Source organism: Limnohabitans sp. DCL3, from assembly GCF_048019295.1.
GTDB lineage: Bacteria > Pseudomonadota > Gammaproteobacteria > Burkholderiales > Burkholderiaceae_C > Limnohabitans_A.
Genome location: NZ_CP171842.1, coordinates 478564 through 497587, shown reverse-complemented (window position 1 = coordinate 497587; position 19024 = coordinate 478564). Strand labels below are relative to the sequence as shown.

The window sequence follows — 19024 nt, the reverse complement described above, 5'->3', positions numbered from 1 at the left end:
GGTTGGCGTGTACGTTGAAACAGCGGGCGACAGGGTCGCGCCTCACATCGGCTTCAGTCTCACTCCGAAGACATCGGCTTGAAGCGTGGATCATCTGCATCGGGTTCTTGCGGCTTGTCCTGCTCCTGGAAGCGGGGGTCAATGTCCACCACGCCTTGTTCAATGATCTGTTGGGCACGGATGTGCTTGTAGATCTCTTTGATCAAGGGCTCACAGCCTTCACGCGTCAGGGCCGAAATTTGGAAGACCGGCCCTTTGTAGCGCATGCGTTTGATGAAATCCTTGACGCGGGCTTCGCGCTCGTCGGCGGGCACCATGTCCAGCTTGTTGAGCACCAGCCAACGCGGCTTGTTGTACAAACCCGGATCGTATTTCTTCAACTCAGCCACAATGGCTTTGGCTTGCTGCACCGGGTCAACGTTCTCGTCAAATGGCGCAAAGTCGACCACATGCAGCAGCAAACGGGTGCGCTGCAAGTGGCGCAAAAACAAATGGCCCAGGCCTGCGCCTTCAGAGGCACCTTCAATAAGTCCAGGCACATCGGCCACGACAAAGCTTTGCTCAGGGCCCACACGCACCACACCCAGATTGGGGTGCAATGTGGTGAAGGGGTAATCGGCAATTTTGGGGCGGGCATTCGAAACCGCCGCGATGAAGGTGGATTTGCCGGCATTGGGCATGCCCAGCAAGCCCACGTCGGCCAACACCTTCAACTCCAACTTGAGCTCTTTTTTCTCACCCAGCCAGCCCGGCGTTTTCTGACGCGGGGCCCGGTTGATCGCACTTTTGAAGCGCATGTTGCCGAATCCGCCATCACCGCCCTTGGCGATCATGATGGTCTCACCGGGCACCAGCAACTCATAAAGCACTTCGCCCGTTTCGGCATCGCTGATGATGGTGCCCACCGGCATTTTGAGGGTCACGTCATCCCCTGCAGCACCGAACATGTCCGAGCCCATGCCGTGCTGACCGCGCTTGGCCTCATGGCGTCTTGAATAACGGTAGTCAACCAAGGTGTTCAGATTGATGTCTGCATAGGCAAACACATGCCCGCCACGACCACCATCGCCCCCATTGGGGCCCCCGAATTCTTTGTACTTTTCGTGGCGGAACGAGACGCAGCCGTTCCCGCCGTCACCCGCGGAGATGTCAATATAGGCTTCGTCAACGAACTTCATGAGATTTCCAGTGTAGCTTGGGGCCCCACGTCACTGCACAACAGGGCCAGAAAAGCAAAGAGCCCCGTCTTGCGGGGCTCCTCTTCGCCATGGGCGCGACGGGCTTAAACAGCCGGTGTCACGTTGACCATGTGCTTGCTCAGTTCACCCTTGGTCGAAAACGACACATGGCCGTCAACCAATGCAAACAAAGTGTGGTCTTTGCCGATGCCGACATTGCTGCCTGCATGGAATTTGGTGCCACGTTGACGAACAATGATCGAGCCAGCGCTGATCAGTTCACCACCGAAAGCCTTGACACCCAGCATCTTTGGCTTGGAATCACGACCGTTGCGCGTAGAGCCGCCGCCTTTTTTCTGTGCCATGACCTATTCTCCTCAGGCAGAGATCGCGCCGATTTGCAATTCGGTGAACTGCTGGCGGTGACCCTGACGTTTCTGATAGTGCTTGCGACGGCGCATCTTGAAGATGTGCACTTTGTCGTGCTTGCCATGCGCCAAAACTGTGGCTTTGACTGTGGCGCCGGACACCAGGGGCGTGCCGATCTTGAGTTCAGCGCCGGTACCGACGGCCAAAACTTGATCAATCACGATTTCCTGGCCAACGTCCGCAGCAATCTGTTCTACTTTAATTTTTTCGCCAGCGACAACACGATACTGTTTGCCACCGGTTTTTATGACCGCGTACATAAATGACCTCTTTGAATGGAAGTTTCCAAGGGCTAATCCCCAAGGAACCCGAGATTCTAGCATGGTCGAATTGATACAGCAAATTCTGGCGCACAAAGGAACGCCTTTAACCCCAGCGCCCAACACCATCTCTATAATGGGTCAGATCTCAAGGTCATTGACCCACGCCCCCTCCAGACTCGGCTCCGCCGGGTCACCTGCCGGATATTGCACTTGTCTGCTTCTGAACACAGCACCGCCGCCGTTTTCGAATTGGTGGCCCCCGACATGGCCGAAGTCGACCGAGTGATCGCCCAACGGCTCCACTCTGGCGTGCCTCTGGTGGGTGATGTGGCCCGGTACATCATTTCAGCCGGTGGGAAACGACTTCGCCCCGTGCTTTTGCTGCTGACTTGTGGTGCTTTGGGCTTTGCTGGAGCGCAGCGCCACAATCTGGCGGCGGTTGTCGAATTCATTCACACGGCCACTTTGCTGCACGACGATGTGGTGGATGAATCCACCTTGCGCCGCGGCAGGCCCACAGCCAATGAGAACTTCGGCAATCCGGCCAGCGTGCTGGTGGGTGATTTTTTGTATTCACGCGCCTTTCAGATGATGGTGGATGCGCAAAGCATGCCCGTCATGCAAACACTGGCCGACGCCACCAATGTGATTGCCGAGGGTGAAGTGCTCCAGTTGATGAACATGCACGATGCCTCACTCGACGAAGAGGGTTATTTGCGTGTCATTCGCTCCAAAACCGCCAAATTGTTTGAAGCCAGCGCACGTCTTGGTGCCATTTTGGCCCGCAGCACTGCGGACATCGAGGCCGCTTGCGCGGACTATGGCCAAGCCCTCGGCACGGCTTTTCAGGTCATCGACGATGTGCTGGACTACGATGGCAATGCCGCTGAAATGGGCAAAAACCTGGGTGACGACCTGCGCGAGGGCAAAGCCACCCTGCCTTTGATTTTGGCCATGCAACGTGGCGATGAGGCCCAAAGGCAAACTGTGCGCGAGGCCATCGAAACCGGCAGTGTGGACCGTTTGATGGACATTGTGACCATTGTCCGGGAGACAGGGGCCTTAGAGGCCACACGGGACGCTGCGGCGGCGGAGGCGCAACGGGCGGTGGATGCGGCCCTGTTGCTGCCAGACAATGCCTACCGCCAAGGCATGGTGGTATTGGCCTCACAACTGCTCAACCGCAGAACCTGATGGGCCATGGGCCTAACCCCACGTGTGCATCTGGCCTCAGTCCCTTGTTCCTGGCATGCCATGAAACGCTTCAAGCCCCTTGAACTGGCTTTTTTGATCTTGTTTTGTTGTGTGGGCTTCGGCGTGAATGCCGGCCCCAAGTGGGAGCGTATCGCGCTCAATGACCAGGGTGTGTTTTTCATCGATCCCCAATCCATCACCGAAGAAGATGGGTACAAAAAGGTCTGGGGCGCACTGGATTACAAAAAACAACAACTCACGGGAGATGGCAAGTCATACCTCTCCATACAGACTCAGGTTCAAATCAATTGCAAGAAAAAAATGGCCCGTGTTCTGCACATGACGTATTTCGCCGGACCCATGATGACAGGACAAACGGTCTACCGCCAAGGCATGTTGCACGAGTGGTTGAACATTGATTCAACCTCGCCCATCTACAAGATTGCACGCAGAATTTGTTAGGTGCTGCGCTCATTGGACCCATGGGCATTGCACGCGTCGCGCAAGCGAATCACGTCTTCGCGCAAATCATGGGCCCATGTTCGGCGATCACGGCCATCGGCCTGCTGCAACGCCCCAAAATGAACCACGGCCGTGATGCCAGGCGCTTTGAGCGTGCGCCACATGGAGCCAAGCAAGGTGTCCTCGCCGATGTAACACGGTGCCAAGGTGATGGCACCGGTGTTGGTGTCAACAAATTGAAGCGCCATGGGTTGAACTGGCGCTTGAGCCTGAATCGCTGACTGGATCAAATTGGCATGAAAGGGCAGCAAGTCCAGACCATCACTGGTGGTTCCTTCAGGAAAAATGGCCACCACATCGCCCTCTTGCATGGCATTGGCCATGACTTTGACCATGCGCAGTGCGTCCTTTCGATTGGTGCGTTCAATGTAAAGCGTTCCGGCCCCGGTGGCCAACATGCCAACGAGCGGCCAGTCCCGAATATCGGACTTGGACACAAAGCGGCAATGCCGCGCTGCATGGATGACCATGATGTCCAACCAAGAAATGTGGTTGGACACCAACAGTGCCGGGCCGCTGCGCACGGGCTGGCCCACCACCTTCAAATGGATTTGCCAAAGCGCCAAAAATTGCAAGGCCCAAGCTTGCACATGCATCTCTCGCTGCTCGGTGCTGAGCTGAGGGAAACGGACATAAATCGTCCACATGCCCCCCAAGACGTGCCAAAGACCGCGCCCAAATTTCCAAATGGCACGCAAACTGCTCTGCATGTCCCTCAGTCTTGGCATGTCGGGCCCGATTCACGCGATGCCATGGATTCAAACACCTCCAACTTCGAACGCCACACGACCGCCCACCAACGTAGCCAACACCCGACCTGGCAGCTCATAGCCAGAAAATGGTGTGCTCTTGCCCTGGCTGCGCAAGGTCGCTGCCGTCACAGGCCAATGGTCCATGGTCGACAAGATGCAAACATCGGCTGCGCCACCCACCACCAAATGGCCCATCCAGCTGTGGGATGGGCCCAAGGCCGCACCCAAGACGCGGGCTGGGTCGCTCGTGATGCGCGCGAGCACTTGCGAGATGGGCAGGCCAGCGTCTTGGCCCCACTTGAGCGCCAGGCTCCAAAGCAACTCCAGGCCCGTGGCGCCAGCTTCGGCTTCGGCAAAAGGCAATGCTTTCGCATCGGCGTCCACTGGCGTATGGTCGGATACCAGCGCGTCGAGCGTGCCATCGGCCAGACCGGCACGCAACGCGTCGCGGTCGCGCTGTTGGCGCAACACAGGCGTCAGGCGGGCACGGCTGTCAAAGTAGCCCATGTCGGTATCAGTCAAGTGCAACGAATTGATGCTCACGTCGGCAGTGACGGGCAAGCCCTCTGCCTTGGCTTGGCGAACCAGCTCTACGCCTTGAGCGCTGCTGATGCGGCACAGGTGCACGCGGGCCCGGGTGCTGCGCACCAGTTCAAAAATGGTGTGCAAAGCGATGGTCTCGGCGGCCACCGACACCCCTGATAACCCCATGCGCGTGGCCAGTGGGCCACTGGCGGCCACCCCTTTACCCAAATGCAACTCCTGCGGCCGCAACCATACGGCGTATCCAAAAGTGCTGGCATATTGCAACGCGCGCTGCAACACCTGGGTGCTGGGAATAGGCACCTCGGCTTGGCTAAAGCCCACGCAACCGGCTGCGGTGAGCTGGCCCATTTCGGTCAGCACATCGCCCTTGAGACCCACCGTGAGCGCGCCCAGCGGCAGCACACGGGCTTGGTGCAGTTTTTCAGCCCGGTAGCGCAACATTTCGACCAGACCAGGCTCGTCCAGCACTGGCTCGGTATCGGGGGGACACACCAGACTGGTCACGCCACCAGCGACGGCTGCGGCCATTTCGCTCTCGAGCATGCTGGCATGCTCTTGGCCGGGCTCACGCAGACGCGCCGCCAGATCCACCAAGCCAGGGGCCACGATGCAACCCTGGGCGTCGATCACGCGATGGGATGTGAAGTCGGCAGGTGCTGGCCCGACAGCCACAATGAGCCCCCCAGCGATCGCCACATCGGCAATTTGGTCGAGACCACTGGCGGGATCGATGACACGGCCGTTTTGAATCAAGATGTTCATGTTCTTATTCCACTCAGGCCTCATTGCCAGCCACGATGCTCATCACCGCCATGCGCACCGCGATGCCGAAGGTCACTTGCGGCAGGATCACGCTTTGTTGGCCATCGACCACGGCAGAGTCAATTTCAACGCCGCGGTTGATGGGGCCAGGGTGCATGACGATGGCGTCGGGTTGGGCCAATTGCAGTTTCTCGGGGGTGAGACCAAAACTCTCGAAGTACTCTTGGCTTGAGGGCAGCAAGGCCCCGCTCATGCGCTCATTTTGCAGACGCAGCATGATGACCACGTCACAACCCTTGATGCCTTCTTCCAGGTTATTGAACACGCGCACCCCCATCTGGGCCATGTCGGCAGGCACCAGCGTTTTGGGACCGACCACACGCACTTCGGCGCAGCCCAAGGTGGTGAGCGCATGGATGTCCGAGCGCGCCACACGCGAGTGCAGCACGTCGCCCACGATGGCCACGGTGAGGTTGGAAAAATCTTTTTTGTAATGCCGGATGGTGTACATGTCCAACAACGCTTGGGTGGGGTGGGCGTGACGCCCATCACCGGCATTGACCACGTGCACATGGGGCGCCACGTGCTGAGCGATCAGATAGGGCGCGCCCGACTCGCTGTGGCGCACCACAAAAATGTCGGCGGCCATGGCGCTCAGGTTGGCGATGGTGTCGAGCAAGGACTCGCCCTTGCTGGCTGACGAGCGCGCAATGTCGAGCGTGTAGACATCGGCCGACAAGCGGGTGGCCGCGATGTCAAAGGTGGTTCGGGTGCGCGTGCTGTTTTCAAAAAACAGGTTGAACACGCTCTTGCCACGCAGAAGGGGCACCTTCTTGACCTCGCGGTCGTTGACGCTGACAAAGCCCTGCGCGGTGTCCAGGATGTGGGTCAGGATGTCCTTGGACAGGCCTTCGGTGGAGAGCAGATGAATCAGCTCGCCGTTCTTGTTGAGTTGGGGGTTGTTGCGTTTGTAAAGCATATGGTTCTGGCCTCGTGGCTTGTGGCTGCGCTTTCAAGAAAGCGGGGCTTTGATCTCCACTTCAAAACTGAAACGGCCCTCTGAGTCGCGGGCCAGCGCCAGAGATTGCGACTCGGGCAGACTCACTCGGGCAGCAGCGTAGTCGGCTTGGACTGGCAATTGGCGACCACCGCGGTCCACCAACACGGCCAGTTGAACGCAGGCGGGCCGGCCGTAGTCGAAGAGTTCGTTGAGCACAGCACGGATGGTGCGGCCGGTATAGAGCACGTCGTCCAACACCAAAATGTCTGCCCCATCCACTTCAAAAGGCAAATGCGTCTGCCCCCCAGCGGAGAGGCCACGCTGGGCAAAATCGTCGCGGTGCATGACCGACGAGACTCGCCCGGCTTCACCGCTGAGACCCAAATCACGTTGTAAACGCTCGGCCAGCCAGGCCCCGCCTGAGGTGATGCCGACCAGCCGAGTCTGAGCCTTGCACAAGCTGCGCACGCCGCGCAGCAACTCCAGGTACAACGCTTCCGCGTTGAGGGCCAAAGCGCTCATGGGATATTCCTTAAAAACTGTTCCAAGATGATCGCGGCTGCGGCTGCATCGGCGTCTTTGGCGCCTTGCGCATGGGCTTCGGTGGTGGTGTAACGCTCATCCACCTCGTAGACCGAAAGCCCAAAACGGCCACGCAGTTGGCGACCAAATTTGCGGGCGCGCAAGGTGTTTTCGTGCTCACCACCATCCGGGTGCGTGGGCACGCCTATCACCAGGGCGTCGGGTTGCCACTCCTTGATGCGTTTGGCGATGTGCTCAAACCGCGCGTCGCCTTCGGCTGCAATCGTGCCCTGCGGTGTGGCGCTTTTCATCCATCGGTTGCCTACCGCCACGCCGGTGCGCTTGAGACCGTAGTCAAACGCCAAAAAGGTTTGCTGATGCGCGGGGACAAGGTGGTCTGCAGCAGCGCTCATGCGTGCCCCGCATCGGGTGAAAGCATCCAGCTTTTGAGACCCAGCAAATCAAGTGCACGCTCGTAGCGCTGCGCCATGGGAACTTCAAAAACCACATCGGCACAAGCGGGTACGGTGAGCCAAGAGTTCTCTCCGAGCTCGGATTCGAGCTGACCCTCTCCCCATGAAGCGTATCCCAAAGTGATCAGGACCCGACGTGGCCCAACACCTGAAGACAGCGCTTCCAACACATCGCGTGAAGTGGTCATCTCCAACCCTCCGGGCACAACGAGGGTGGAGGCATAAACCGAGCCACCGGCTAACGGGGGCTTGTCCATGCAGATCGGATCGTGCAGAACAAACCCGCGCTCAGTCTGCAAAGGACCGCCATGCGCCACAGGGTTGTGCACCAGGTCTTCCCGGCGCAAGGGCAAATCCACTTTGTCAAACAAAAGCCGCATGCTGATGTCCGCGGGTTTGTTGATGATCAAACCCATGGCGCCACGTTCACTGTGTTCACACATGTAAATGACACTGCGGGCGAATGGCTCATCTTCCAACCCGGGCATGGCGATCAGAAAATGATGCTTGAGGTCGATGGAGGCACAATCTGTCATGCGCCGATTTTAACGGTCTGGCTTGAGGCCATCACCCGGCGCCAGATCCCCACCACCCAGACGGGTCAACGATACCCACGGAACCCCCGCTGCCATGGCACCCTCTTTTTCTTGTGGCCTGGTTTGGCTGCGACGCGATTTGCGAGCAAGCGACCATGCAGCCCTGTTTCATGCCCTGCAACACTGTCAGCGGGTGCATGTGGCATTTGTTTTTGACACCGAAATCCTGGACGCGTTGCCACGGGCCGATCGCCGGGTCGAGTTCATTCGGGAATCGCTGCTCGAGCTGGACCAACGATTGCGCGAGCTGGCAGGACACCCACAAGCCGGTCTGATTGTGCGCCACGGCGTGGCCAAGGACAAAATCGTCAAATTGGCACACCACCTTCAAGCGCAGGCTGTGTTTGCCAACCACGATGACGAACCCCATGCACTGGCGCGTGATATTCAAGTGCGCGGTCACCTGGCCGACCACGGGATCGTGCTGCACACCTTCAAAGACCATGTGATCTTTGAACGCAACGAAGTGCTGACCCAGATGGCCAAGCCCTTCAGCGTGTTCACGCCCTACAAAAACGCCTGGCTGAAAAAAATCACGCCCAGTGACTTAGAACCTTTCGAGGTGTCCCCATTCGCGCAACGCCTGGCCCCCCGACCGGATGACTTGGCTCAGCCCATGATCGATTTGGCAGCGTTGGGGTTTGAGCCCACCAACCTGAAGGCGCTGAAAATCCCCACGGGCGAGTCAGGCGCACAAGCTTTGCTGCAAGACTTTTTGACACGCATTGACCACTACGAAGACACCCGCAACTTTCCTGCCGTCAAGGGGCCGAGCTATTTGAGTGTGCATTTGCGCTTTGGCACCGTGTCGATTCGCCAATTGGCCCGCGAGGCGCACCCTCGCATGCTGGCAGGCAGCTTGGGGGCCAGTGTGTGGCTGTCAGAGCTGATCTGGCGTGATTTTTATGTGCAGGTGTTGCACAACTTTGCGCACGTCGGACAAGGCAAAAGCTTCAAACCCGATTACGACGCCATCCAATGGGAACGCGGCCCGCACGCGCACAAATTGTTTGATGCCTGGTGCGACGCGCGCACCGGCTACCCCCTGGTGGATGCGGCGATGCGCCAGCTCAACCAAACAGGCTACATGCACAACCGGCTGCGCATGGTGGTGGCGAGCTTTTTGGTCAAGGATTTAGGGATCGACTGGCGCTGGGGTGAAAAGTACTTTGCCACGCACCTGAACGACTTCGATTTGTCGGCCAACAATGGGGGCTGGCAGTGGGCCAGCTCCAGCGGATGCGATGCACAGCCCTATTTTCGGATCTTCAACCCGATCAGCCAAAGCGAAAAATTTGACCCCGAAGGCAAGTTCATCCGGCGTTACCTGCCCGAATTGGCCGCCTTGCCCACCCCAGACCTGCACGCTCCATGGCTGGCCAAGCCCTTGGCATTGACAGCCGCAGGGGTGGTCATTGGAAAAACCTACCCGGCGCCAGTGGTTGATCACGCGCAGGCCCGCGAAAAAACGCTGGCCCGCTACGCCGTGGTCAAAAAGAACACAGACTGATCAGATCGCCACCATCTCAAAATCTTCTTTGCGCGCTGCGCACTCGGGGCAAGTCCAGTTCATGGGCACGTCCTCCCACTTGGTGCCGGGGGCAATGCCGTGCTCAGGGTCGCCCTCGGCTTCATCGTAGATCCAGCCGCAAATCAAGCACATCCAGGTTTTGTGTTCCATCACAGTTTCGCAATCAGAGAGTCGAATAGAATGATTTGATTGTATCGGGCACCACCGAACGCCCAGCTGAAGACCGACTGAAACCCCTCTTCAACCTGCCTGCCATGACCGCCCAACACTCCGACACTGCGCCCGATACCGATGAAGTTGATGCCGAGGGGTCCGAAGGCCTGGCCTGTGTGTTGTCTTTCAACGCCAATGACCCCAGTGGCGCGGGTGGTCTGAGCTGTGACGCCACCGCCATGGCCTCTGTGGGGGCGCATTGCATGCCCGTCTGTACGGGCAGTTATGTCCGTGATACCAGCGGCATCACCGATTTTTTCCCCCTCGACGAAGAAGCCGTGCACGACCAAGCCCGAGCTGTGGCTGAAGATGTGCCGGTGCAGGTCATCAAAGTCGGCTTTGTCGGCACACCCGAAAGCCTGGCCACCATTGCGGCGCTGGCCGACGATTACGACGGCGTCCCGGTGGTCGCCTACATGCCCAACTTGTCTTGGTGGGAAGAGGACAAGATCGACGCCTATCTGGATGCTTTTCGTGAATTGTTGCTGCCACAAACCAGTGTCCTCGTGGGTCACCACAGCACGCTGCGCCGCTGGTTGTTGCCCGAATGGACTGGCGAGCGCAACCCCGGTCCCCGCGACATTGCCAAAGCCGCGTCCGAGCTGGGAGTTCCCTACACCTTGGTCACCGGCCTGCCCTTGCCTGATCAACACATCGACAACGCGCTGGCATCGCCCGAGACGGTGCTGGTGCATGAGAAATTCGAACGCATTGAAGCGGTTTTTGCCGGCGCTGGGGACACCCTGACCGCCGCACTGTCCGCCTTGCTGGCCACGGGCATGGACTTGCCTGAAGCCAGCAGCGAAGCGCTCCACTACCTCGATCGCTGTCTGGACGAAGGTTTTCGACCCGGAATGGGCCAAGTCATTCCAGACCGGCTGTTTTGGGCATTGCCCGAAGGCGAAGACACCGGCGCCGAAGAGGGTGCCGAGAATCTGCCAGGTCCCGATTATTTTGAAATGCCTTTCAGCGAAACCAAACACTAAACCCAGAGACACCTTCCATGACCGATCGCAACCAAGCTCTTTTTGACCGCGCCGCCCAAGTGATTCCTGGTGGCGTGAATTCGCCTGTCCGCGCTTTTCGGGCTGTGGGCGGCACGCCCCGCTTTGTGCAGCGCGCTCAGGGCGCTTACTTTTGGGATGCGAACGGCCAAAAATACATCGATTACATCGGCTCATGGGGCCCCATGATCCTGGGACACGGCCACCCCGCAGTCCTCGAAGCGGTTCAAAAAGCGGCCCTGGATGGGTTCTCATTCGGCGCCCCCACCGAGCGTGAAATCGAGTTGGCCGAAGAAATCTTGAAACACGTCCCCTCCATGGAAATGGTGCGCCTGGTCAGCTCGGGCACCGAAGCGGGCATGAGCGCACTGCGCCTGGCGCGTGGCGCCACCGGCCGCAGCAAGTTCATCAAATTTGAAGGTTGCTACCACGGTCATGCCGATGCCCTGCTGGTCAAAGCCGGTTCGGGCTTGGCCACCTTTGGCAACCCGACCAGTGCGGGTGTCCCACCGGAAGTGGTGCGCGACACCCTGGTGCTCGAATACAACAACATCGCACAACTCGAAGAGGCTTTTGCGCTGCACGGCCAAGAATTGGCCTGCGTGATGATCGAGCCGATCGCGGGCAACATGAACTTTGTGCGCGCCAGCGTGCCCTTCATGAAGCGCTGCCGGGAGCTGTGCACCGAATATGGCGCGCTGCTGGTGTTTGACGAGGTGATGTCCGGTTTCCGCGTGGCCTTGGGCAGCGCGCAAAGCGTTTACGCGAAAGCCATTCCTGGCTTCAAGCCCGACATGACGGTGTTGGGCAAAGTGATTGGCGGCGGCATGCCGCTGGCGGCTTTTGGCGGGCCGCGCGAAATCATGCGCCAGTTGGCCCCTACCGGCCCGGTCTACCAAGCCGGCACCCTGAGTGGCAACCCCGTGGCCACCGCTTGCGGTCTGACGACCTTGCGCGAGATCGCCAAACCTGGTTTCTGGGATGCCTTGAGCGCACGCACCCAAAGCTTGGTCGACGGCCTCACCGGGGCAGCCGCAGCGGCCGGCGTCCCCTTTGTGGGCGATTGCCAAGGGGGCATGTTTGGCTTTTTCTTGCTGCCCGAGCTGCCCCAAAACTACGCCAAGGTCATGACCAGCGACAGTCCCAAGTTCAACCGGCTCTTCCATGGTCTGCTCGACGGCGGGGTCTACATCGCGCCCGCTTTGTACGAAGCTGGCTTTGTGAGCGCGGCCCACACCGAGGCCGACATCGCCGAAACCGTGCGCGTGGCTGGCGACGTGTTCAAGACACTCTGAGGCGGGCCATGAAACAGTCGGCTTGGGCATGTGTTGTCGGTATAGCCGGTCTGATTTCGCCCGCCCATGCCGAATTCGACACCCAGCGCCTGTGGATCAATGCAGGGTTTTATTCAGCGCACTTTGACACCGACCAAGGCCTGCGCAATGCCAACCCGGGACTGGGCCTTGAATACCCCCTTGACGACACTTGGAGCGCCACAGCTGGACGCTTCATCAACAGCAACAGCGCCAACTCCAGCTACGTGGGCGCGTACTACCAACCCTGGACCTTGGCCGGTGTGAAACTCGGCGTGGTGGCTGGCGCCTTCAACGGTTACCCCAAAGCCTTCAAGGGCGGTTGGTTTCCAGCTGTGTTGCCTGTGGCCACGCTTGAATCGGGCCATTGGGGCTTGAATGTTGCCTTGGTGCCTCCATTGAAAGACCGGCTCTATGGGGCCGTGAGCTTTCAACTGAAGTTCCGGTTTCAAGACTGACGCTGATCGCTCAGCACCGCAAACCAGCGATAATTCGCCCCTGCATTCACGTCCGACCGGGCGCTTGCCTACTCCCCTGGACTTCCCACATGAAAAAGAATTTCCCCCTGCACGCCGAAGGCAAGCACCCTGACCGCGTGCTCGAAGCCGTCAAACACGACATCCGCAAATACTTCAAACGCGAGCGCAACCGTGACGTGCCCAAGGGTGTGGACTTTTGGGACTTTGACTGCAAAGTGGGCCTGACTGCTGACACCGCCGAAGTGGTGCGAGTGAGCGGCGTGATCGAAGCGGTCAACCTGGCAGCCCAATCAGGCGCAACGTCGGTCTATGTGGAAATTTTGAGCAAGCATGGCCTGCGCGTGATCAAGGCGCAGAACCAAGACGGTGGTGAAGACCACCTCGATGAGTCCCTCCAAGGCTGACCTGGATCGGGGTGGGATTTTGACCATCAGGTGGGCTGACTTGGCGTTGACTTGGCCACAACAGCAGACGCAGCCGCTGCCCGCAACTTGTCTTTTTTGCTCAGGCGTGAACCTTTGATGCCCCCATGGCCTGGCGACGGCGGTGGCGGGGTTTCGGTGGGTTCAAACCCTGCGATTTGCTCCAATGCGAGCTCCAAACTTTCACGTTTCTGGATCAACTTCCAGTGTGCCAGCGCGCCGGCCGTGACAAAGCTCACCGCATCACCATGCGCCCCAGCCCGACCCGTGCGACCAATGCGGTGGGTGTAGTCGGTGGCCGAGCGCGGCAAATCGTAGTTGACCACCACGGGCAGCATGGCGATGTCGATGCCGCGTGAGGCCAAATCGGTGGTCACCACCACGTCCCAGCGGCCCGCCTTGAATTCGCTGAGCACCTCTTGCCTTGCACCTTGGCTCATTTCGCCATGAAAAGGCGTGGCAAACACACCTGCCTTGTAGAGCTTGTTCGCCACATGCTCGCAGGCGTAGCGCGTGGCCACAAACACCAAGACCTGCGTCCAGCCGTTTTCTTTGATCAGGTGGCGCAGCAAGCCTGTGCGGCTTTTTTCGTCCACGGCAATCGCCCGCTGGGTGATGTCGGGCTTGTGACCTTCAAAAGCTTCCACCGTGATGCGCAGCGGATCACGCAGCAACTTGGCCGCCAAAGTTTCCACCTCGGACGCAAAGGTGGCCGAAAACAGCAAGGTCTGGCGCTGGGCGGGCAGCAGCGCCAGCACGCGCTGCAATTCGTCGGCAAAACCCAAGTCCAGCAGGCGATCGGCCTCGTCCAGCACCAGATGCTGCACATCGGCCAGCCGCAAGGCGTTCTGGTCGATCAAATCGAGCAAGCGACCGGGTGTCGCGACCACGATGTCGGCGCCCCCGCGCAGCGCCATCATTTGCGGATTGACCGAGACGCCGCCAAAAACAGTGACCACTTTCAGAGACTGCGGCAGCTGGTAGGCCAGGTTGGCCAGCACATCGCCCACTTGCACCGCCAGCTCGCGTGTGGGCACCAACACCAGTGTGCGCAAGGGACGGCGGAAGTTGGTTTGGCGCGGCGCAGCCAGCAGGTGCTGCAACAACGGCAGTGCAAAGGCCAGCGTTTTACCCGAACCGGTGGGCGCGGTGGCCCACACATCGGTCGACTTCAAGGCGGCTGGAATCGCCTCGGCTTGGATGGGGGTGGGGGCGTACAAGCCCATGTCACCCACAGCACGCAAGAGCGCGGGGGTCAGGCCGAGTTGGTCAAAGTTCAAAATCATCCTGTCAATGGCGGAAGTGCCGCACGCCCGTGAAGACCATCGCCACGCCATGCTCGTTGGCGGCGTCAATCACTTCTTGGTCGCGCATCGAGCCTCCGGGCTGGGCCACGCAGGTGGCGCCCGCCGCCACCACCACATCCAGGCCGTCGCGGAAGGGGAAGAAAGCGTCACTGGCCACCACCGTTCCCTGCAGGCTGAGCTTGGCGGCTTCGGCCTTGATGCTGGCGATGCGAGCGGAGTCAAGGCGGCTCATTTGGCCGGCGCCCACGCCCATGGTCATGCCGTTTTTGCAGAACACAATGGCGTTGGATTTGACGAACTTGGCCACTTTCCAGGCGAACAACAAATCGTTGAGTTCTTCAGGCGTGGGTTGTCGGACGGTGACGATCTTCATGTCGGCCAGCGCCAGTTCGTGGTTGTCCGCGCTTTGCAACAACAGGCCTGAGCCGACGCGCTTGGTTTCGAGCGCGTTGCGCACGTTGCCGTAGTGGGCGGGCAAGGCGATTTTCATCAAGCGCACATTGACTTTGCTCTTGAACACTTCGAGTGCTTCGGCGCTGAAGTCGGGGGCCATGAGCACTTCAACGAATTGCTTGCTCACCGCTTCGGCAGCGGCTTTGTCCACAGGGCGGTTGAAGGCGATGATGCCGCCAAACGCGCTGGTGGGGTCGGTTTGGAAGGCCTTGCTGTAGGCCTCGAGTGGGCTCGCACCCACGGCCACGCCGCAGGGGTTGGCGTGTTTGATGATGACGCAGGCTGTGGTATCAAAGCTCTTGACACACTCCCAAGCGGCATCGGCATCGGCGATGTTGTTGTAGCTCAGCTCTTTGCCTTGCAGCTGCACGCCGGTGGCGAGCGAACCTGCCGCGGGTGCGAGGTCGCGGTACCACGCGGCTTGCTGGTGGCTGTTTTCACCGTAGCGCAGGTCTTGCACCTTGACGTATTGCTCATTGAACTGGCCTGAGAACTGGGCACGTTCGGGCACGTAGTCTTCGCGCAGTTTTTCGGCTTCAAAGTTCACGCTGGAGAGGTAGTTGCTGATCGCGCCGTCGTATTGGCTGATGCGGTTGAACGCGGCCACAGCCAAAGCGAAACGCAGTTTGTCGCTCAACTTGCCGGTGGACTTCAGCTCAGCGATCACATCGTCGTATTGGCTCGCGTCGGTGACGATGCCCACATCTTTCCAGTTCTTGGCCGCAGAGCGCACCATGGCGGGGCCACCAATATCGATGTTTTCGATCGCGTCGGCCAGCGTACAGCCAGGTTTGGCCACGGTGGCTTCAAACGGATAAAGGTTGACGATGAGCAGATCGATGGTGTCAATGCCATGCGCCTGCAAAGCCGCCATGTGCTCTGGCGTATCGCGGCGCGCGAGCAGGCCACCATGCACTTTGGGGTGCAGGGTTTTCACACGGCCGTCCAGCATTTCAGGAAAACCGGTGACTTCGGCCACCTCGGTCACGGGCAAGCCTTGGTCGGCCAAGAGCTTGGCGGTGCCGCCGGTAGAGATCAGGCCCACGCCCAAGGCGTGCAGTTCTTTGGCCAGGTCGACGATGCCGGTTTTGTCAGAGACGGAGATGAGGGCTCTCATGGGCATACTTTCTTCAAAAATCATTTCAGCAAATCGTGTTCAAGCAACTTCTTGCGCAAGGTGTTGCGGTTCAGGCCCAGCCATTCGGCGGCGCGCGACTGGTTTTGACCGGACTGGCTCATCACCACGTCGAGCAGCGGCTTTTCAACCAGTTTGACCAGCATGTCGTACAGACCTGCGGGTTCTGTGCCGTCCAGGTCGCGAAAGTAAATGTCCAGGTTGTCCCGGATGCAGTGTTCGATGGATTGGGGTTCACTCATGGCGTGGTCTCAAAATCAGGGCAAGCCTCAAGGCGCTGGGGCATTCGCTCCATCTGTTCGGCCAAACCGTCCAGATAAGCAGCCACGGCGGCCAGTTGGCCGGCTGCGGTGTCCAAAGTGTTCATGTGCTCGCGGAACGCTTCGCCACCGGGCAGCTGACGCACATACCAGCCGATGTGCTTGCGCGCCGAGCGCACACCGGTGTATTCACCATACAAACCATAGTGGTCTTGCAGGTGCTCGAGCAAGGCGCGGCGAACTTCGGCAACCAAGGGCGGCGCCAGGTGTTCACCCGTGGCCAAAAAATGATGAATCTCACGAAAAATCCAAGGACGGCCTTGTGCAGCGCGGCCAATCATCACCGCATCGGCCCCGGTGAACTTCAGCACATCGCGGGCTTTTTCTGGTGAATCGATGTCCCCATTGGCCACCACCGGAATGCGCAAAGCCGCTTTGACGGCGGCCACGGTCGCGTATTCGGCTTGGCCTTTGTAGCCCTGCTCCCGCGTGCGGCCATGCACGGTCACCATCTGTACCCCAGCACTTTCAGCGGCACGGGCCAAGACCAGGGCGTTCTTTTCGGTCTCGCACCAACCGGTGCGCATTTTCAAGGTCACAGGCACCCCGTGGGGCGTGGCCGCTTGGACCACCGCACTGATGATCTCCAGGGCCAGAGGCTCGTCTTGCATGAGGGCCGATCCGGCCCATTTGTTGCAAACTTTTTTGGCCGGACAGCCCATGTTGATGTCGATGATTTGCGCGCCGCGGTCAATGTTGTAGCGGGCCGCATCAGCCATCATCTGCGCTTCGGTGCCCGCAATCTGCACGGCAATCGGGCCCGGTTCACCCTCATGGTTGGCACGGCGAGAAGTTTTGAGCGAGGCCCACAAATCGGGCCGCGAGGTGACCATCTCACTGACCGCATAGCCCGCACCAAACTGTCGGCACAGTTGGCGAAACGGCCGGTCGGTCACCCCCGCCATGGGGGCGACAAACAAGTGGTTCGGCAATAGGTAAGGGCCAATCTGCATGACTGGAAGGTGGGTATGGGGGGGGAAGGTCGCTCAGAAAACGAGATTGTAGTTGCTCAATATTTCAGCACCTGACATGGGAGTGTGCTAAGGAACACCCTGGGCTTGGCGGCGCCAAAGCGCAACTTGACAAGCGCTAAACTGCGTGAATGGACATTGGGATCGATCAATTGCTGCAATGGTTGGCGCTGCCGCAACATGGCTTGGGCACCGTGTTTGTCGTCGCTTTCGTGTCAGCCACCTTGCTCCCCATGGGGTCAGAGCCTGTGCTGTTTGGCCTGGTCAAACTCAACCCCGAGTTGTTTTGGCCGGCCATTTTGGTGGCCACGGCAGGCAACACACTGGGCGGCATGTTCAGTTGGTGGATGGGCTGGGGAGCACACAAGGCTGTGGACCGACTGCGCCACTCCAGCACAGACCAGCAGGCCCTGAAATGGTTGGAAAAGTTGGGCCCCAAGGCTTGCTTGCTGTCTTGGCTGCCGGTGGTGGGCGATCCGATTTGCGCGCTTGCGGGTTGGCTGAAAATGCCGTTCTGGCCTTGCACCTTGTACATGGCCATTGGCAAATTCTTTCGCTACCTGATCATGACCGCCGCTTTGCTCTGGGTTTTTCCTGCGCAATGGGCATGGGCTTAAGTCGCGGCAAGCTGCGCTGGGTCTGAATCCACCCAGCGTTGCAAGTTGTCTAAAAACATCTGACCCACCCGGCGCTCATTGCCATCCGAATGCCCCGCAGCGTGCGGCGTCACCATCACTTGGGGCATGGCCCACAAGGCGGAGGTCGCTGGCAAAGGTTCATGGGCAAAAACATCCAAAAATGCCCCGCCCAAATGACCGCTTTGCAAGGCCGCAACCAAAGCAGGCTCATCCACCACCTCCCCGCGCGCGACATTGATCAGGTGTGCACCCCGAGGCAAGCAGGACAGCGCGTGGGCGTTGACCAGTTGCCGCGTGGTGTCGGTCAAAGGACAGGCCAAAACCAACCAATCGGTTTGCGGCAAAACCTCCAGCCAATTGGCAAAACGCACCATGTGCACAGGCTGATGCTGCTGCTCGGTGGGGGCCGTCATGTGCTGCCTGACGGCCACCACATGCAGCCCCAACGCCTGGAGCAAGCTGCCCAGCTTTTGGCCGATGGGGCCCCAACCCACGATGGTGGCGGTTTGGCCTGGCAAATCTCGGGGCATGCGCTCGCCCAGCATCGGTCGCCACTGCTTGGCTTGTTGCTCTGCCCATAACAAAGGGAAGCGGCGGGCCAAAGCCAAAATGCCCGCCAACGCCACACTGGCCACCACTTGGGCATTGGCGCCTGAGGAAGTGAGCACCTTGACGCCCTTGGCTTGAAGGTCCAGGTAAATCTGCCGATCGGCACCCGCAGAATGGATGTGCACCCACTGCAAACGGGGTGACTGGCGCAACAACTCATAGACCTGGTGCAAGGCCGGATGGATCTCATGCTTGGTGGACGCGCCCGTGACCTCTCTGGAAATGAAGGCGACATCCGCGTCGGTGCGTTGCGCGAGGACCGCATCTTCCAGCGCCAGCAACTCATAGGCATGGGGACACATCACCGCTTGGACACCCGCCCCCAAATGGTCGATCGACCGTTGGGACATGAGGATGCGCAGAGTCTGGGTCATGGGCTGGGCGTGCGTCTA

The 19024-nt window shown here is 59.5% G+C and carries 23 protein-coding genes; 8 read left to right on the top strand and 15 right to left on the bottom strand.

Annotated features, from left to right (window positions below; genetic code table 11):
* Positions 1 to 59 precede the first annotated feature (59 nt).
* The 3 genes from cgtA to rplU form a co-directional block, all read right to left on the bottom strand.
* Positions 60 to 1178, bottom strand: a complete 1119-nt coding sequence (gene cgtA, locus ACHEXK_RS02165) for an Obg family GTPase CgtA (protein ID WP_416547634.1) — start codon at positions 1176 to 1178, stop codon at positions 60 to 62.
* Between the two features lie 104 nt (positions 1179 to 1282).
* The gene (rpmA, locus tag ACHEXK_RS02160) at positions 1283 to 1543 is read right to left on the bottom strand and encodes a 50S ribosomal protein L27 (RefSeq protein ID WP_019426391.1); all 261 of its coding nucleotides are present in this window, start codon (positions 1541 to 1543) and stop codon (positions 1283 to 1285) included.
* A gap of 12 nt (positions 1544 to 1555) precedes the next feature.
* Complete coding sequence (rplU, locus tag ACHEXK_RS02155; RefSeq protein WP_019426390.1) at positions 1556 to 1867, bottom strand: 50S ribosomal protein L21; 312 nt, start codon at positions 1865 to 1867, stop codon at positions 1556 to 1558.
* A gap of 213 nt (positions 1868 to 2080) precedes the next feature.
* On the opposite strand from rplU, the gene ACHEXK_RS02150 reads away from it, so the two are divergent.
* Both ACHEXK_RS02150 and ACHEXK_RS02145 read left to right on the top strand, forming a co-directional pair.
* The gene (locus ACHEXK_RS02150) at positions 2081 to 3064 is read left to right on the top strand and encodes a polyprenyl synthetase family protein (protein ID WP_416547631.1); all 984 of its coding nucleotides are present in this window, start codon (positions 2081 to 2083) and stop codon (positions 3062 to 3064) included.
* 60 nt (positions 3065 to 3124) lie between these two features.
* Positions 3125 to 3526: a surface-adhesin E family protein gene (locus tag ACHEXK_RS02145; protein ID WP_416547629.1), complete on the top strand. Its 402-nt coding sequence runs from the start codon at positions 3125 to 3127 to the stop codon at positions 3524 to 3526.
* Here ACHEXK_RS02145 and ACHEXK_RS02140 read toward each other — a convergent pair.
* Genes ACHEXK_RS02140 through ACHEXK_RS02115 form a run of 6 tightly spaced genes read right to left on the bottom strand, consistent with a single transcriptional unit; the run spans position 3523 to position 8177 of the window.
* Entirely contained in the window at positions 3523 to 4296 is a 774-nt protein-coding gene (locus ACHEXK_RS02140; RefSeq protein WP_416547627.1) for a lysophospholipid acyltransferase family protein, read from the bottom strand. The genes ACHEXK_RS02145 and ACHEXK_RS02140 overlap by 4 nt on opposite strands.
* Positions 4297 to 4344: 48 nt before the next feature.
* Positions 4345 to 5646 carry a dihydroorotase gene (locus ACHEXK_RS02135; protein WP_416547625.1) on the bottom strand — a complete coding sequence of 434 codons (1302 nt, stop codon included), beginning with the start codon at positions 5644 to 5646 and terminating at the stop codon, positions 4345 to 4347.
* A 13-nt stretch (positions 5647 to 5659) separates the two neighbouring features.
* The gene (locus tag ACHEXK_RS02130; RefSeq protein ID WP_416547623.1) at positions 5660 to 6625 is read right to left on the bottom strand and encodes an aspartate carbamoyltransferase catalytic subunit; all 966 of its coding nucleotides are present in this window, start codon (positions 6623 to 6625) and stop codon (positions 5660 to 5662) included.
* Between the two features lie 33 nt (positions 6626 to 6658).
* Positions 6659 to 7168, bottom strand: coding sequence for a bifunctional pyr operon transcriptional regulator/uracil phosphoribosyltransferase PyrR (gene pyrR / locus ACHEXK_RS02125; RefSeq protein WP_416547621.1), 510 nt, complete (start codon positions 7166 to 7168; stop codon positions 6659 to 6661).
* On the bottom strand, positions 7165 to 7581 hold the full coding sequence (gene ruvX, locus ACHEXK_RS02120; protein WP_416547619.1) for a Holliday junction resolvase RuvX: 417 nt from the start codon (positions 7579 to 7581) through the stop codon (positions 7165 to 7167). The genes pyrR and ruvX overlap by 4 nt, the downstream gene beginning before the upstream one ends.
* Positions 7578 to 8177 carry a YqgE/AlgH family protein gene (locus ACHEXK_RS02115; protein ID WP_416547617.1) on the bottom strand — a complete coding sequence of 200 codons (600 nt, stop codon included), beginning with the start codon at positions 8175 to 8177 and terminating at the stop codon, positions 7578 to 7580. The genes ruvX and ACHEXK_RS02115 overlap by 4 nt, the downstream gene beginning before the upstream one ends.
* Before the next feature lie 94 nt (positions 8178 to 8271).
* Between ACHEXK_RS02115 and ACHEXK_RS02110 the strand changes: the two genes are divergently transcribed.
* Positions 8272 to 9747 (top strand): cryptochrome/photolyase family protein, encoded by a 1476-nt coding sequence (locus tag ACHEXK_RS02110; RefSeq protein WP_416547615.1) that lies wholly within the window; start codon positions 8272 to 8274, stop codon positions 9745 to 9747.
* On the opposite strand, the gene ACHEXK_RS02105 is transcribed toward ACHEXK_RS02110, so the two are convergent.
* A complete protein-coding gene (locus tag ACHEXK_RS02105; protein WP_019427587.1) occupies positions 9748 to 9918 on the bottom strand; it encodes a rubredoxin in 171 nt (56 codons plus the stop codon).
* Positions 9919 to 10022: 104 nt separating this feature from the next.
* Between ACHEXK_RS02105 and thiD the strand changes: the two genes are divergently transcribed.
* From thiD to ACHEXK_RS02085, 4 genes are all read left to right on the top strand, one after another.
* Complete coding sequence (thiD, locus tag ACHEXK_RS02100) at positions 10023 to 10967, top strand: bifunctional hydroxymethylpyrimidine kinase/phosphomethylpyrimidine kinase (protein WP_416547612.1); 945 nt, start codon at positions 10023 to 10025, stop codon at positions 10965 to 10967.
* A 17-nt stretch (positions 10968 to 10984) separates the two neighbouring features.
* Positions 10985 to 12280, top strand: coding sequence for a glutamate-1-semialdehyde 2,1-aminomutase (gene hemL, locus ACHEXK_RS02095; RefSeq protein ID WP_416547610.1), 1296 nt, complete (start codon positions 10985 to 10987; stop codon positions 12278 to 12280).
* 8 nt (positions 12281 to 12288) lie between these two features.
* Positions 12289 to 12756 carry a hypothetical protein gene (locus tag ACHEXK_RS02090; RefSeq protein ID WP_416547608.1) on the top strand — a complete coding sequence of 156 codons (468 nt, stop codon included), beginning with the start codon at positions 12289 to 12291 and terminating at the stop codon, positions 12754 to 12756.
* An 89-nt stretch (positions 12757 to 12845) separates the two neighbouring features.
* Positions 12846 to 13181 carry a DUF6172 family protein gene (locus ACHEXK_RS02085; protein ID WP_416547606.1) on the top strand — a complete coding sequence of 112 codons (336 nt, stop codon included), beginning with the start codon at positions 12846 to 12848 and terminating at the stop codon, positions 13179 to 13181.
* Between the two features lie 26 nt (positions 13182 to 13207).
* On the opposite strand, the gene ACHEXK_RS02080 is transcribed toward ACHEXK_RS02085, so the two are convergent.
* The 4 genes from ACHEXK_RS02080 to dusB are packed head-to-tail and all read right to left on the bottom strand — an operon-like array spanning position 13208 to position 17367.
* Complete coding sequence (locus ACHEXK_RS02080; protein WP_416547604.1) at positions 13208 to 14485, bottom strand: DEAD/DEAH box helicase; 1278 nt, start codon at positions 14483 to 14485, stop codon at positions 13208 to 13210.
* A 4-nt stretch (positions 14486 to 14489) separates the two neighbouring features.
* On the bottom strand, positions 14490 to 16076 hold the full coding sequence (gene purH, locus ACHEXK_RS02075) for a bifunctional phosphoribosylaminoimidazolecarboxamide formyltransferase/IMP cyclohydrolase (protein ID WP_416547602.1): 1587 nt from the start codon (positions 16074 to 16076) through the stop codon (positions 14490 to 14492).
* 20 nt (positions 16077 to 16096) lie between these two features.
* On the bottom strand, positions 16097 to 16336 hold the full coding sequence (locus ACHEXK_RS02070; RefSeq protein ID WP_416547601.1) for a Fis family transcriptional regulator: 240 nt from the start codon (positions 16334 to 16336) through the stop codon (positions 16097 to 16099).
* Positions 16333 to 17367: a tRNA dihydrouridine synthase DusB gene (gene dusB / locus ACHEXK_RS02065; RefSeq protein WP_416547599.1), complete on the bottom strand. Its 1035-nt coding sequence runs from the start codon at positions 17365 to 17367 to the stop codon at positions 16333 to 16335. Before dusB ends, ACHEXK_RS02070 begins: the two co-directional genes overlap by 4 nt.
* A gap of 149 nt (positions 17368 to 17516) precedes the next feature.
* On the opposite strand from dusB, the gene ACHEXK_RS02060 reads away from it, so the two are divergent.
* Positions 17517 to 18002 (top strand): YqaA family protein, encoded by a 486-nt coding sequence (locus ACHEXK_RS02060; protein WP_416547597.1) that lies wholly within the window; start codon positions 17517 to 17519, stop codon positions 18000 to 18002.
* Here ACHEXK_RS02060 and ACHEXK_RS02055 read toward each other — a convergent pair.
* Entirely contained in the window at positions 17999 to 19006 is a 1008-nt protein-coding gene (locus ACHEXK_RS02055) for a D-2-hydroxyacid dehydrogenase (RefSeq protein WP_416547596.1), read from the bottom strand. The two genes, ACHEXK_RS02060 and ACHEXK_RS02055, sit on opposite strands and share 4 nt — an antisense overlap.
* Between the last annotated feature and the right edge of the window lie 18 nt (positions 19007 to 19024).

Coding starts and splice junctions, on each gene's coding strand:
- hemL (WP_416547610.1), top strand. CDS start 10,985: ATGACCGATCGCAACCAAGCTCTTTTTGACCGCGCCGCCCAAGTGATT.
- ruvX (WP_416547619.1), bottom strand. CDS start 7,581: ATGAGCGCTGCTGCAGACCACCTTGTCCCCGCGCATCAGCAAACCTTT.
- rpmA (WP_019426391.1), bottom strand. CDS start 1,543: ATGGCACAGAAAAAAGGCGGCGGCTCTACGCGCAACGGTCGTGATTCC.
- dusB (WP_416547599.1), bottom strand. CDS start 17,367: ATGCAGATTGGCCCTTACCTATTGCCGAACCACTTGTTTGTCGCCCCC.
- thiD (WP_416547612.1), top strand. CDS start 10,023: ATGACCGCCCAACACTCCGACACTGCGCCCGATACCGATGAAGTTGAT.
- ACHEXK_RS02130 (WP_416547623.1), bottom strand. CDS start 6,625: ATGCTTTACAAACGCAACAACCCCCAACTCAACAAGAACGGCGAGCTG.
- ACHEXK_RS02085 (WP_416547606.1), top strand. CDS start 12,846: ATGAAAAAGAATTTCCCCCTGCACGCCGAAGGCAAGCACCCTGACCGC.
- purH (WP_416547602.1), bottom strand. CDS start 16,076: ATGAGAGCCCTCATCTCCGTCTCTGACAAAACCGGCATCGTCGACCTG.
- ACHEXK_RS02070 (WP_416547601.1), bottom strand. CDS start 16,336: ATGAGTGAACCCCAATCCATCGAACACTGCATCCGGGACAACCTGGAC.
- ACHEXK_RS02135 (WP_416547625.1), bottom strand. CDS start 5,646: ATGAACATCTTGATTCAAAACGGCCGTGTCATCGATCCCGCCAGTGGT.
- pyrR (WP_416547621.1), bottom strand. CDS start 7,168: ATGAGCGCTTTGGCCCTCAACGCGGAAGCGTTGTACCTGGAGTTGCTG.
- ACHEXK_RS02090 (WP_416547608.1), top strand. CDS start 12,289: ATGAAACAGTCGGCTTGGGCATGTGTTGTCGGTATAGCCGGTCTGATT.
- ACHEXK_RS02145 (WP_416547629.1), top strand. CDS start 3,125: ATGAAACGCTTCAAGCCCCTTGAACTGGCTTTTTTGATCTTGTTTTGT.
- ACHEXK_RS02110 (WP_416547615.1), top strand. CDS start 8,272: ATGGCACCCTCTTTTTCTTGTGGCCTGGTTTGGCTGCGACGCGATTTG.
- cgtA (WP_416547634.1), bottom strand. CDS start 1,178: ATGAAGTTCGTTGACGAAGCCTATATTGACATCTCCGCGGGTGACGGC.
- ACHEXK_RS02055 (WP_416547596.1), bottom strand. CDS start 19,006: ATGACCCAGACTCTGCGCATCCTCATGTCCCAACGGTCGATCGACCAT.
- ACHEXK_RS02140 (WP_416547627.1), bottom strand. CDS start 4,296: ATGCAGAGCAGTTTGCGTGCCATTTGGAAATTTGGGCGCGGTCTTTGG.
- rplU (WP_019426390.1), bottom strand. CDS start 1,867: ATGTACGCGGTCATAAAAACCGGTGGCAAACAGTATCGTGTTGTCGCT.
- ACHEXK_RS02060 (WP_416547597.1), top strand. CDS start 17,517: ATGGACATTGGGATCGATCAATTGCTGCAATGGTTGGCGCTGCCGCAA.
- ACHEXK_RS02105 (WP_019427587.1), bottom strand. CDS start 9,918: ATGGAACACAAAACCTGGATGTGCTTGATTTGCGGCTGGATCTACGAT.
- ACHEXK_RS02115 (WP_416547617.1), bottom strand. CDS start 8,177: ATGACAGATTGTGCCTCCATCGACCTCAAGCATCATTTTCTGATCGCC.
- ACHEXK_RS02080 (WP_416547604.1), bottom strand. CDS start 14,485: ATGATTTTGAACTTTGACCAACTCGGCCTGACCCCCGCGCTCTTGCGT.